The 12,067-nt window shown below is 61.2% G+C and carries 11 protein-coding genes; 6 read left to right on the top strand and 5 right to left on the bottom strand.

Annotated elements, in window-relative coordinates:
* Positions 1–147: 147 nt before the first annotated feature.
* From ribA to V5E99_RS11305, 3 genes are read left to right on the top strand one after another with little or no spacing between them, the layout of a single operon-like run.
* Entirely contained in the window at positions 148–765 is a 618-nt protein-coding gene (gene ribA / locus V5E99_RS11315; protein ID WP_054052350.1) for a GTP cyclohydrolase II, read from the top strand.
* Entirely contained in the window at positions 762–1,181 is a 420-nt protein-coding gene (locus V5E99_RS11310; RefSeq protein ID WP_499802536.1) for a hypothetical protein, read from the top strand. Before ribA ends, V5E99_RS11310 begins: the two co-directional genes overlap by 4 nt.
* Positions 1,181–1,981 (top strand): cobalamin-binding protein, encoded by an 801-nt coding sequence (locus V5E99_RS11305; protein WP_499802535.1) that lies wholly within the window; start codon positions 1,181–1,183, stop codon positions 1,979–1,981. The genes V5E99_RS11310 and V5E99_RS11305 overlap by 1 nt, the downstream gene beginning before the upstream one ends.
* Positions 1,982–2,116: 135 nt before the next feature.
* Here the strand turns inward: V5E99_RS11305 and V5E99_RS11300 are convergent, their stop codons facing one another.
* The 5 genes from V5E99_RS11300 to V5E99_RS11280 all read right to left on the bottom strand — a co-directional run bounded on the left by V5E99_RS11300 (position 2,117) and on the right by V5E99_RS11280 (position 8,593).
* Positions 2,117–4,000 carry a TonB-dependent receptor domain-containing protein gene (locus V5E99_RS11300; protein WP_499802534.1) on the bottom strand — a complete coding sequence of 628 codons (1,884 nt, stop codon included), beginning with the start codon at positions 3,998–4,000 and terminating at the stop codon, positions 2,117–2,119.
* A 141-nt stretch (positions 4,001–4,141) separates the two neighbouring features.
* Positions 4,142–6,040 carry a 1-deoxy-D-xylulose-5-phosphate synthase gene (dxs, locus tag V5E99_RS11295; protein ID WP_499802533.1) on the bottom strand — a complete coding sequence of 633 codons (1,899 nt, stop codon included), beginning with the start codon at positions 6,038–6,040 and terminating at the stop codon, positions 4,142–4,144.
* A gap of 91 nt (positions 6,041–6,131) precedes the next feature.
* Positions 6,132–7,019 carry a polyprenyl synthetase family protein gene (locus V5E99_RS11290; protein WP_499802532.1) on the bottom strand — a complete coding sequence of 296 codons (888 nt, stop codon included), beginning with the start codon at positions 7,017–7,019 and terminating at the stop codon, positions 6,132–6,134.
* Entirely contained in the window at positions 7,016–7,258 is a 243-nt protein-coding gene (locus tag V5E99_RS11285) for an exodeoxyribonuclease VII small subunit (RefSeq protein WP_007894317.1), read from the bottom strand. Before V5E99_RS11285 ends, V5E99_RS11290 begins: the two co-directional genes overlap by 4 nt.
* A gap of 189 nt (positions 7,259–7,447) precedes the next feature.
* Positions 7,448–8,593, bottom strand: a complete 1,146-nt coding sequence (locus V5E99_RS11280; protein WP_499802531.1) for a Fic family protein — start codon at positions 8,591–8,593, stop codon at positions 7,448–7,450.
* A 277-nt stretch (positions 8,594–8,870) separates the two neighbouring features.
* Here V5E99_RS11280 and V5E99_RS11275 point away from each other — a divergent pair, with 277 nt between their 5' ends.
* From V5E99_RS11275 to V5E99_RS11265, 3 genes are read left to right on the top strand one after another with little or no spacing between them, the layout of a single operon-like run.
* Positions 8,871–9,662 (top strand): YfaP family protein, encoded by a 792-nt coding sequence (locus V5E99_RS11275; RefSeq protein WP_499802530.1) that lies wholly within the window; start codon positions 8,871–8,873, stop codon positions 9,660–9,662.
* Between the two features lie 51 nt (positions 9,663–9,713).
* On the top strand, positions 9,714–11,426 hold the full coding sequence (locus V5E99_RS11270; RefSeq protein ID WP_499802529.1) for a DUF2138 domain-containing protein: 1,713 nt from the start codon (positions 9,714–9,716) through the stop codon (positions 11,424–11,426).
* Between the two features lie 32 nt (positions 11,427–11,458).
* Positions 11,459–12,061 carry a DUF1175 domain-containing protein gene (locus V5E99_RS11265; protein WP_499802585.1) on the top strand — a complete coding sequence of 201 codons (603 nt, stop codon included), beginning with the start codon at positions 11,459–11,461 and terminating at the stop codon, positions 12,059–12,061.
* The last annotated feature ends 6 nt before the right edge of the window (positions 12,062–12,067 follow it).

The raw sequence follows: 12,067 nt of genomic DNA, 5'->3' as shown, positions 1-12,067 counted from the left end.
GCCCGCTCCCACAGGGGCCGCGACTTGGCCGCTTGATCAAACTTTTTGATCGTTATGCCCCATAATTCAGCCTAAGCGCCTGTAGGAACCTGCTGTTACAATGCCGCCTCTGCGAATCTCCAGTACTTATTGATCAGGAGCACACCGGTGCCTGTCGTTTTTGTCGCCGCTTCGAAGCTGCCAACGCCTTTTGCGCAATTCACCATGCACGGCTTTCTCGATGAAGAGAATGGTCGCGAGCACGTGGTGCTCAGCCTGGGTGATTTCGCCGACGGTGCCCCGGTACTCGGCCGGTTGCACTCTGAATGCCTGACGGGCGATGCCTTGTTCAGCCAGCGTTGCGACTGCGGCTCGCAACTTGAGGCCGCGTTGCAGGCCATCGCCCGTGAAGGTCGTGGCGTGTTGCTGTACTTGCGTCAGGAAGGTCGAGGCATTGGTCTGCTGAACAAGATCCGCGCCTACGAATTGCAGGACGGCGGCGCCGACACCGTTGAAGCCAACGAGCGTCTGGGCTTTGCCGCCGACCAGCGTGACTACGCCATGTGCCTGCCGATGCTGCAGCACCTGGGCGTGAAATCCCTGCGGCTGATGACCAACAACCCACGCAAGGTCAAAGCCTTGACCGACATGGGCATCGTGGTCGCCGAGCGCGTGCCGCTGCACACCGGGCACAACCCGCACAACAAACTGTACCTGGCCACCAAGGCCAGCAAGCTCGACCACATGATGGGCAACGAGCATCAGGGCGAGGCAGACCGGGCGTGACTCGCGGTCAGGTGCGGCGGCGACTGTCCGTCAACTGGTGGCAATACCTGGCGCTGGCCTTGTTGCCGCTGTTCGTGATCAACGGCGTGTTCGGCCAGGGCGAGGCGATCCTGCCGGTGCTGGCGATGCCGCTGTTTATTGCCGGTGTGGCCTCGATGTTTGTCAGCCTGAAGTTCTTCGGCGGCTACAAACATGCGCTGATCGCCACGCAGAAAGCCCTCGATACCCCTGAAGAGCCGGCGGCCTGGATTGCCCTGGCGGCCAAGCGGCGCACCGCGTTCCTGGCGGCCGGCCTGCCAGCCTGGATCGGCGCGCTGGCGGTGTTCGTCGGCCTCGAAGCGGTGCCCTTGGTATTGCTGGCGCTGTCGACCACGGTGCTGTTCTACCTCTACCGTATCCCGCGTCAACTCGGCTGATGCTTCGTCACGGGCTGGCGGTTTTGCTGCTGGCCGTCAGCGGCGCGGCGATGGCGGTCGAGCGGGTGGTCAGCCTCGCGCCGTCTCTTTCTGAAATTGTCGTTGAACTGGATTCGGCGGACCTGCTGGTCGGTGTGCTGGATGCCGGTGAACGTCCTGCCGAACTCAAAGAGCTTCCTTCCGTTGGCCGCTACGGCCAGTTGGACATGGAGCGGCTGCTCAGCCTCAAACCTGATTTGTTATTGCTCTGGCCCGGCAGCGTCGGCCCGGCCCAGCGCGAACAGCTCAAACGCCTGAACATTGCGACCTACGTGGCCGAACCCCACAACCTCGCACAACTCACTCAGCAGATCGAAGCCATCGCCACGCAACTCGGCCGACCGGAGCGGGGCGTACGCCTGGCGGCAGATCTGCGCCAGAAACTGGAAAATCTGCGCCAGCGTTATCACCGGGATAAGCCGTTGCAGGTGTTCTACCAAGTCTGGGATCGGCCGTTGTACACCGTGGGCGGCGGGCAAATTATCAGCGATGCACTTGATGTGTGCGGGGCGCGCAACGTGTTCGCGGACCTGACATTGCCGGCGCCGCAGGTCAGTGTGGAAGCCGTATTGCAGCGCAATCCCGAGGTGATTCTGGCCAGTGCTCAGGCGCAGCTCGATGCCTGGAAAGCCTGGCCACAGGTGAGGGCGGTGGCTGGCGGGCAATTGTTGTTGGTGACGGACAAAGGCCTGGAGCGACCGAGCGGGCAGATGATTGAGGCGACGGCCGAGCTTTGCAGGGTGATTGCGCCCGACCGTTGAGGGCGAGGTGTATTCATCGCGGGCAAGCCTTGCTCCTACGGGTTTCGCGTGAACGCTGAAATCGGCGTACGACACAAACTCTGTAGGAGCAAGGCTTGCCCGCGATGGCGTCAGACCAGGCAACGCCTCTCGATATTAGAGCTCCGGCGTCCAGGTCACCCCAAACATCCACGCCCGACCTTCCTCGCGATACCCATACTGCCCGCCGTCATAGCTGTACAGCGCGCGGCTGTAGCCCTTGTCGAGCAGGTTATCGACCTTCAGCTCCAGCTTCACTTGCCGATTCAGCGCCCAGTTGCTGCGCAATCCGAGCAAGGCATAGCCGCCCAGCGGCTGCTGATTATTTTCATCGTCGTAGCTGCCGCTGACCGCTTGCCAACTGGCGCCGAGGCCCAGGCGATCAAACTGCCGATCCAGATCCAGGCTCAACGTCCGCCGCGCACGACGGGCCAAGGTATGGCCACTGTCGCGATCTCGCGGATCAATGATTGCGACGCCAAGATTGCTCTGCCAGCCGAACAATTCCTGTTTCAGTGCCGCTTCGAAACCATTGATGCGGGCTGAAGCGACGTTCTGCGGGCGATTGTTGCTGCCGAAAATAATCGCGTCTTCCAGGTCCGTGCGGTACAGCGATGCTTCGAGGCGGCTGCTCTCGGTCAACTGACTGCGCCATTGCAGCTCATAGCTTTTCGAGGTTTCTGGCTTGAGGTCCGGGTTGCTGAAATCCGGGTAATACAGGTCGTTGAAGGTCGGCGCGCGGAAGCCTTCGCTGTAGGTCAGCAGCACGTCGTTGTCCGGGTTCAGCGGCAAAGTGAAGGTGCCGCTCCAACTGTTCTGGCCGCCGAACTGTTGATTCTGGTCCCGGCGCAGGCCCAGTTCCGTGGAGAAACTGTCGGCCTGATAGTGATGCTGGATAAATGCCGCACGGTTCCAGCGACTGTTCTCGTCGAACGGCGTGCTGCTGTTGACCCGGTCTTCGTACCAGTCGCCGCCGAGGATCAGGCTGTTGCGCTCGTTGAGCGTCAGGTCGTTCTGCCAGTTCACCGAGTCGCGGTAGGTGTTGAACACCGTGCGCTCGTCGCTGAGCTTGTCGAGGGTCTTTTCGCGGTTTTCGCTGTGGCCGAATTCGACGCGGGTTTTCCACGCGTCATTGACGCGCGCATCGATGTAACTGCTGAGGCTGCTGACATCGAAATCGCTGTAGGGCTGCTGCTGCACGGATTCGAATGTGTTCATGTCGAAGCGACCGAACGGGTTGTCGAACGCGCTTTTGCCGGTGTTATCCAGCACGTTGGCGCCAATCTCGATGTCATCGCTCAGCGCATGGCTCAGGCTCAAACTCAGCGATTTATTGCGGTACTCATCGTGATCGCCGTCGCTGGGATACGACTCGTGGGTGCGGTTGATCCCGGCGGTTTCATCGAGGCTGGCGCCGAGATTGAAACGGGTTTTCTCATCACCACCGGACAGCCCGAGGCTGCGTTCCCATGTCTGGTTACTGCCAAAGCCCATATGCAGTCGCGGTTGCAAGCCTTGCTCGCCGCCGCGTCGGGTGAAGATCTGGATCACCCCGCCAATCGCATCGCTGCCATAAATCACCGAACGGGAGCCGCGCAGCACTTCCACGCGCTCGACCTGTTCGATGTTGATGTGTTGCAGGTTGCTGTCGCCGGACGTGGTGCTGCCGATGCGTTGGCCGTCCACCAGCACCAGGCTCTGGGCCGACTTGGTGCCGCGAAGGTAAATCCCCGGCAGGCTGCCGCGCCCGCCGGTTTGCCCGACCTGCACGCCGGGTACACGACGCAACAGGTCGGTGACGCTGCTCGGTTGCAAGCGCTCGATGTCGTCGCGGGTGAACACGGTGTTGGCGGCGCTGCTGTCATTGCGCGCTTCGACCTGGCGGTTGGCGCTGATCAGCACGTCGGGGAGTTTCAGGGCCTGGTCGCGTTCGAAGGTGTCGGCCAGAAGTTGGCCTGCCGGCAAAAGAGTCAGCGTTAAAGCGAGGCGGGAGAGTTTCATGGGCAGTCCATGCGTATGCAAAACCGCGTAGGAGCTGCCGAAGGCTGCGATCTTTTGATTTTGCTTTTTGAAGGATTTGGAGCCGCCGAAGATCAAGATCAAAAGATTGCAGCCTTCGGCAGCTCCTACAGGGGATCGGGTTTACCGGGTGAGCAGTTGCAGGCGCTCACGCACCGACGCTTCGATCCCGGCTTCATCCAGCCCACATTCGGCCAGCATTTGCGCAGGCTTGGCGTGTTCGACATAGCTGTCCGGCAAGCCCAGGTGCAGCATCGACTTGAGGATGTTCTCGCGAGCCAGGAACTCGCTGACCGCGCCACCGGCGCCGCCCATGATCGCGTTCTCTTCGATGGTCACCAGCAACTCATGGCTGCCGGCGATTTCGCGGACCAGTACTTCATCCAGCGGTTTGACGAAACGCATGTCGACCACGGTCGCATCCAGGGTCTCGGCGACTTTCAGCGCCTCGGCCAGTTGCACGCCGAACACCAGCAGGGCGACTTTGTTGCCCTGGCGGCGAACCACACCCTTGCCGATCTCGATCGGTTCCAGGTCATTCTCGATGGTTGCGTTCGGGCCGTTGCCGCGCGGGTAACGCACCGCCGCCGGGCCGTTGTACAGGTGCCCGGTGGTGAGCATTTTGCGCAATTCGTTTTCGTCGCTCGGGGTCATCACCAGCATGCCGGGGATGCAGCGCAGGAACGACAGGTCGAAGCTGCCCGCGTGGGTCGGGCCGTCTTCGCCCACCAGACCGGCGCGGTCGATGGCGAACAGCACGTCGAGGTTTTGCACCGCGACGTCATGCACCAATTGGTCGTAGCCCCGTTGCAGGAAGGTCGAATAGATCGCCACTACCGGTTTCGCGCCTTCGCAAGCCATGCCGGCGGCGAAGGTCACGGCGTGTTGCTCGGCAATCGCCACGTCGAAATAGCGCAGCGGAAAACGCTCGCTGAACGCCACCAGATCCGAGCCTTCCTTCATCGCCGGGGTAATCCCGACCAGGCGCGGGTCAGCGGCGGCCATGTCGCACAGCCATTCACCGAACACACCGGAATACTTCGGCCCGCTGGCCTTCTTCGGCGCGGCGGCCGGGGCGTTCAGCGGTTCGAGTTTGGTGATGGCGTGGTAACCGATCGGGTCGACTTCCGCCGGGGCGAAGCCTTTGCCTTTTTTGGTGACGATGTGCAGGAACTGCGGGCCTTTCAGATCGCGCATGTTGCGCAGGGTGGCGATCAGGGTTGGCAGGTCGTGGCCATCGATCGGGCCGATGTAGTTCCAGCCCAATTCTTCAAACAGGGTGCCGGGAACCAGCATGCCCTTGGCGTATTCTTCGGTACGCCGGGCGATTTCCCAGGCGCCGGGCAGGCGCGACAGGACCTTTTTACTGCCTTCACGCATGCTGGCATACGTGCGGCTGGAAAGAATCTTGGCCAGGTAATTCGACAGCCCGCCGACGTTGCGCGAGATCGACATATCGTTGTCGTTGAGGATCACCAGCATGTTGGCGTTGACTTCCGGCGCGTGGTTCAACGCCTCGAAGGCCATGCCGGCGGTCAGTGCGCCGTCGCCGATCACCGCAATCGCCTTGCGATCACTGTTTTGCAGGCGGGCGGCAATGGCCATCCCCAGCGCTGCGCTGATCGAGGTGCTGGAGTGGCCGACGCCAAAGGTGTCGTACTCGCTCTCGGAACGACGCGGGAAGGCTGCGACGCCGTCCTTCTGGCGCAGGGTGCCCATGCGCTCGCGACGGCCGGTGAGGATTTTGTGCGGATAGGCCTGATGACCCACGTCCCACACCAGCCGGTCGTCCGGGGTGTCGAAGACGTAATGCAACGCGATGGTCAGCTCGATGACGCCCAGGCCGGCACCGAAATGCCCGCCGGTCTGACCGACCGTGTAGAGCAATTCCAGGCGCAATTCATCGGCCAGGGTTTCCAGCTCGGCTTCGCCTAACCGGCGCAGGCCGTCCGGCGTGTTAGCGCGGTCGAGCAGGGGCGTGGTCGGGCGCTTGCGGGGAATCTCATGAAACGTCGTGGGCATCAGGCGAATCGTTATAGGTATAGAAGAGGCGGCAGTTTACCTGATGCATCGGCCCCTGCCCACGCGTTGCTCTTTTTTGACGAATACGCTGTCAGCTACGCCGTTCGACGATATAGCGGGCCAGGTCGCGCAAAGGCTCGGCGGCCGCGTCAAACGGTCGCAGCGCATGCAGGGCCTGATCGCGCAGTTCCAGGGCGTAGGTCTTGGCGGCGTCGAGGCCGAGCAGGGCCGGGTAAGTCGGCTTGTCCCGGGCAATATCGGCGCCCTGGCGTTTACCGAGGGTTTCGGTATCGCTTTCGACGTCGAGAATGTCGTCCTGGACCTGGAACGCCAAGCCGATGGCCTGTGCATAAGTCTGCAAGGACTTGAGTTCGTCTTTCTCGGCACGGCCACTGGCCAGGGCGCCGAGTTTGACGCTGACCTCGATCAACGCGCCGGTCTTGTGCCGATGCATGTATTCGAGGGCTTTTTGATCCAGCTTCAAACCGACCGAACCAAGGTCGATGGCTTGACCGCCGACCATACCGGCCGGGCCTGCCGCCAATGCCAGGGCGCTGACCATCTGCAAGCTGATTTGCGCATCCAGGGTGCTCAGGCGCGGGTCGAGCAGGGCACTGAAGGCCAGGCTCTGCAAGCCGTCACCGGCGAGGATCGCGCAGGCCTCATCGAATTTTTTGTGCGTGGTTGGCTGGCCGCGACGCAGATCGTCGTCGTCCATGGCCGGCAAATCGTCGTGCACCAGCGAATAGGCGTGGATCAACTCCACCGCACACGCCGCGCCGTTGGCTTGCTCAGCCTTGCCGCCCAGTGCTTCGCACGCGGCGTAAGCCAACAGCGGTCGCACGCGCTTGCCGCCATTCATCACGCTGTAGCGCATGGCTTCATAAAGACGGGCGAGTTCCGGGCCGGGCGCGGTGAACAGGGTGTCCAGTGCCGCGTTAACGCGGGCCTGGCTGGTCGCCGAATACGCTGCAATCATTCTGGCTGATCCGCGTCGAAGGGTTCCTCGGCCAACTCGCCATCACGCTCGAGCAGCACCTGAACCTTTTGCTCAGCCTGCGCCAGCGCTGCCTGGCAATCGCGGGTCAGACCGATGCCTTGCTCGAAAGCCGTCAGCGAGTCTTCCAGCGACAACTCGCCGTTCTCCAGTCGCTCGACCAGCGTTTGCAGGTCAGCGAGGGATTGTTCGAAATCCAGTGCAGCTTTTTTGCGGGCCATGGCGGCTAATTCCGGTTGACGTTAAACCGGCGCGACACTAGCAGACATGGGGGTTATGGGCAAATGAGCGGGGGTGATCCTTGTGGGAGCGAGCTTGCTCGCGATGGCGGTATTCCAGTCAAAACTTCTATACCTGAACGTCCGCTATCGCGAGCAAGCTCGCTTCCACAGGGGCGTGTTGCAGGCAGGTTATTGTGTTGATGGATCTGGGTCGCTGATTTTATATCGAGTGCTGCGGCCGCCGCCGGGGAGGCGTTCAAGGCAGCCTTTTTCCAGTAATTCAGCCAAATGACGAGTGGCAGTCGCCTTGGACACCTTCGCCACAGCCTGATATTGCGCCGCACTGATCCCTTGCTCGAAGCCACGCTCCCCGCCATCAAGTAAGCGGTTCAGGACTTTGATCTGCTCTGCGGTCAGTCCGGACTCCCGGTGTGCCTGCCAGAAACGCGCCTTGCCCAGTACCGATTCGATCCGCGCCATGGCCTGTTGCAAGCTGCGCAGCAGGGTTTTCAGGAACCACTCCAGCCACTCGGTGATATCTGCCGTGGCCTTCTGACTGGTTTCCAACACGCGGTAATAACCGGCGCGGTCCTCCAGAATGCTCGCGGACATGGCATAGAAACGAATGGCCTGAGCCTCGCCCTGAGCCAACGCCAGATCGGTAATAGTGCGCGTCAGACGCCCATTACCGTCATCGAAAGGGTGCAAGGTCACGAACCAGAAGTGCGCAATGCCAGCCCGCAGCAATGGATCGAGCCCTTCCTGGCTTTGACTGGCGACAAACCAGGTTAGAAACGTGTCGAGTTGGTGTTCAAGGCCAAGGCGTGGCGGTGCTTCGAAGTGAACGGTTGGCCTGTCGAGGCGCCCTGAAACCACCTGCATCGGCTCATCGCCGCGCAATTCGCCGACATGCATTGGCCGGGCGGCGAAGTCGGCGTCCTGATCCGGAAACAACCATTTATGCCATTCCAGCAATCGCGCCAGCGTCAGCGGCTGCGCAAAGTGCTGGGTGGCGTCGAGCATCAACTGCGCCAGCCCTTCGCTGCGTTGGCTGACGTGATCGCCGTCCATCTGTTCCAGACCCAGGCGCCGGGCCAGTGATGAGCGAACCGAGCCGACATTCAGCGTTTCGCCCTCGATAGCCGAAGACGTCACGATGTTCTGCAACAACGCATCCAGTTCGTTCCGCGCGCTCTGGGAGCTGCTCACGGAACTGGCCATGCCCATCAACTGACCTTGTGCCTGCACGCACTCGCGCAACAGCGGTGTCAGTCGTTCTGCTTGCCAAGTGAAGTTCGGCCAGTCGGGCTGCTGCCAGATCCAGTGAGGTGTCATGAATGCGGGTGCTCCAAGGTCAATGAGCCGAATAATAATCCTATTCGGCTCATTTTGTGAGCCGAATAACCGCGCTATTCGGCTCACGCCCAACAATCACCGTGATTTCCACCACAAATAAAGATGTATCCGATTGTTAAAAAACTGCCAAATCGCTAACCTTCGCGCCTTCTACGACCCGATAGTCACGGGTCTTTCTGACGAAACGCAGTTTTTGGATCTGTAACGCACCGAGGATCGGGTGCAAGGTTTCGTTATGCATGGCAGGAGGCGTCACATGCGTTGTTTTCTTTCACTGCTGATCACGCTGGTCTGGGCCACCGCTGCCTGGGCCGCGCCGACGGCTGAGCTGTCGGAGCCGGTGGGCGGCTGGCGCTACAACGGTTTGCTCGATCGCAGTGAAAACCCGCAAGTTGCCTATCCCACGCCGCCCATCGATCGCGGCGTACAGCGCAATCGCACGATGATCGAAGGCCAGCTCAAGGCCATCGGCACCCAGCGCGGGCCGCACACCCTGGCGGTCAACGGCAATCCGCTGAATCTGTACACCGACGACGAAGGGCGTTTCGCCCGGCCGTATGCGTTTGGCGCCGGTTCCAACAGCGTTGAAGTGCGCAGCGCCGAGGGCAAATCCCTCAAGCGCGTTCAATTCTATGAAGCCAACAACCTGCGGACCCCGGCGCGGATTCGCGTGGTGCTGGGCTGGGATGACCCTAAAGCCGAGCTCGACCTGCACATCATCACCCCCGACGGCCAGCATGCGTTCTTCGCCCATACGGCGTTGACCAATGGCGGCGGCCTCGACCCCGACGGCGTCGATGGCCCCGGCCCGGAAATGTTCACCATGACCGCGCCGCTGCATGGCACCTATCTGGTTTACGTGAACTATTGGGGCAACTTCGGCAGCGAAGGCTATAACTTCGATGAGGCCAGCAACCAGAACGAGGTCATCACCTCGCAAATCAACCTGGTGCTCAACGAAAACACCGTCGACGAAAAACGCGAGACTTTCATCGTGCCCCTGCGGGCCATCGGTGACCTGTTGCTGGTCAAGACTTTCAACTATTAAGCATCCCGCTCCACGGATGAATTGCTGAGCTTTGGGAACATGAGCGTGAACATGAGCGATAACACTGCTTCTCCGGCCGCCGAAACGCCTGCCGCTAAAAATCCACGTCGCTGGCCAGCCGTATTGATCGGTCTGTGCCTGGTGGCCGGCGTGGCGGGCGGGTTGGGCTGGTTCATGCACAAACCCAAAGTGCCGCTGGCGGCGCTGGCCAGCGACAAACTGGGCATGAGCCGTCCGGACGGTCTGCTGGAAACCAACTCCTTGAGCCAATTGCCCAAGGACTTGCTGGCGGTGCCGTTCCTCAAGGAAACCCTGACCGAAGATTTCGTCTTCTATTACGAGGCGCACGCCGATCGTCTCGGTTTGATCGGCAGCTTGCGGCGGATCATTTACGAACATGACCTGAAATTGCAGGACAGCCTGATCGAGCAACTCTTCGATCAACCGGCGGACGTGGCGCTGTGGCGTGGGGCGGATGGTCGCCTCAAAGACTTCCTGTTGGTGATGGATCGCGGTGGTCTGGCCAAACTGCTGGAGCCGCTGGCGAAAGTGGCGCTGGATGACACGCAACTGACCCAGGTCGGCACGGTGAAAGTCGGCGCTGATGATGTGGCGCTGTATCAACTGACCTACAACGCCACCAAAGCACTGCTGTTTGCCTCCCATGGCGACAAACTGGTGGTGCTGTCGAATCCGACCAAGCTCTACGATGCGGAAAGTGGTGCCTCTGAAGAGTCGGGCGCCGTTTCGACCAAGTCCATCGCCGCACTGCTCAACGGCGACAAACTGTTCCCCGAAGCCTTTGGCCTGCAACCCCGCTTGCCGGAAGTGAAGCAACGCCTGTCGGTCAACGCCAGTGTGTTGGCCATGGGTTACCAGCGTTTCATCCCGAACTTCGCTGGCCTGCGTTTCGACATGGACGACAAGGGCTGGCACAGCTTCCTCGCCATGGACGAACTCGATAACCAACCGGACTTCGATTTCAAACCGATCTGGCAAGCCATGCCGATGGGCGCCAGCGCCTGCGTAGCGTTACCGCTTGCCGCCGAGCAACAGAAACCGCTGCTGGTAAAACTCGGTGCAGAAGAAAAAGTCGCCGAGGCCCTGACCGAGCACATGGCCGGCGCGGCGGGGCTTTGCTGGTACGCCGATTCGCGGCTGTACACGCCGCTGCTGGTGGCCAGCCTGAACGATAAGGACAGCGCCAAACTCGACGGCGACCTGGGCAACCTGTTCGGCTCGATGGTCGGTGCGTTTGAGGCCAACGTCGATGAGCACGCGTTCCCGGTGGTCGAGAAGCAGGAAGGTGACAGCCACCAATGGCAGCGTCAGGTCAGCTCCAACTTCGGTCCGTACGCAGCCAAGGATGCCGAGAACCCGGACGCGATCAGCGGCAAGGCCTTTATGAAAGTCAGCCTGGCCCGTCACGGTTCGACGCTGCTGTTTTCCCTCGACGACAAACTGGTGGATAAAGCCCTCGGCACCCTCGACAAACGCTTCCCGCCGATGGCAGACGTGGTGCCGAAAGACCTGCTGATGCCGGTCTACTTCGGCCCGGATTCCATGGCGCAACTGATGCAACAGGAAACCCTCGACAGCCTGCCCCAGGACATGGAACCGGTGTTCTACAACGCTGCGCAAACCTACCTGATCCCGAAACTGCGCAAGCTCGGCGGCTACGGCAAATACGCGTTGACCTTGCCCAAGGGCAGCGAGCCGGACGGTCACTGGCAGTGGCTGCCGCTGGAGTGGAAAGCCCTGTGACAGCCCTTATCCGAGGCCTCGGCCTGCTGGCGATGTTGCTGGGCAGTCGGGCGTTCGCCACTGAGGCGCCGCCGCTGGATGTGCAGCAATCCCAGGTGTTTCGCGCCTGGTTCGTGCGCATCGCCCAGGAACAACTGACCCAAGGCCCGAGCCCGCGCTGGTATCAGCAGGACTGCGCGGGCCTGGTGCGTTTCGCCGCCAACGAAGCGCTGAAAGTCCATGACGAAAAATGGCTGCGCAGCAATGGCCTGTCCAACCGCTACCTGCCGCCGGAACTGCAACTGAGCGAGGCCCAGCGCGGCCTCGCCCAGCAATGGCAGCAGGGCGGCGGCAAGGTCGGGCCGTACGTCAACGCGATCAAACTGATTCAGTTCAACAGTCATCTGGTGGGCCGCGATGTGTCGCAGGCCCGGCCCGGCGACTTGATGTTTTTCGATCAGGGCGACGACCAGCACCTGATGATCTGGATGGGCCGCTACATCGCCTATCACACTGGCACCACCACCCCCACTGACAACGGCATGCGATCCGCGAGCCTGCAGCAACTCATGACATGGAAGGACACCCGATGGATACCCGACGCAGCCAACCCCAACTTCATCGGCGTCTATCGACTGAACTTTCTCTCCCAATGATCGGTG

This window comes from Janthinobacterium sp. LPB2021202312-11-4 (assembly GCF_037049705.1).
Classification (GTDB): Bacteria; Pseudomonadota; Gammaproteobacteria; order Pseudomonadales; family Pseudomonadaceae; genus Aquipseudomonas.
The sequence above is the reverse complement of the archived record's forward strand: the minus strand, read 5'-3'. Positions and strand labels throughout refer to the sequence as shown.

Bases quoted from the DNA above. Each gene is read 5' to 3' on its own strand.
- V5E99_RS11265 (WP_499802585.1), top strand. From the start codon at position 11,459: ATGTTGCTGGGCAGTCGGGCGTTCGCCACTGAGGCGCCGCCGCTGGAT.
- V5E99_RS11285 (WP_007894317.1), bottom strand. From the start codon at position 7,258: ATGGCCCGCAAAAAAGCTGCACTGGATTTCGAACAATCCCTCGCTGAC.
- V5E99_RS11275 (WP_499802530.1), top strand. From the start codon at position 8,871: ATGCGTTGTTTTCTTTCACTGCTGATCACGCTGGTCTGGGCCACCGCT.
- V5E99_RS11300 (WP_499802534.1), bottom strand. From the start codon at position 4,000: ATGAAACTCTCCCGCCTCGCTTTAACGCTGACTCTTTTGCCGGCAGGC.
- V5E99_RS11290 (WP_499802532.1), bottom strand. From the start codon at position 7,019: ATGATTGCAGCGTATTCGGCGACCAGCCAGGCCCGCGTTAACGCGGCA.
- V5E99_RS11280 (WP_499802531.1), bottom strand. From the start codon at position 8,593: ATGACACCTCACTGGATCTGGCAGCAGCCCGACTGGCCGAACTTCACT.
- V5E99_RS11305 (WP_499802535.1), top strand. From the start codon at position 1,181: ATGCTTCGTCACGGGCTGGCGGTTTTGCTGCTGGCCGTCAGCGGCGCG.
- V5E99_RS11270 (WP_499802529.1), top strand. From the start codon at position 9,714: ATGAGCGATAACACTGCTTCTCCGGCCGCCGAAACGCCTGCCGCTAAA.
- dxs (WP_499802533.1), bottom strand. From the start codon at position 6,040: ATGCCCACGACGTTTCATGAGATTCCCCGCAAGCGCCCGACCACGCCC.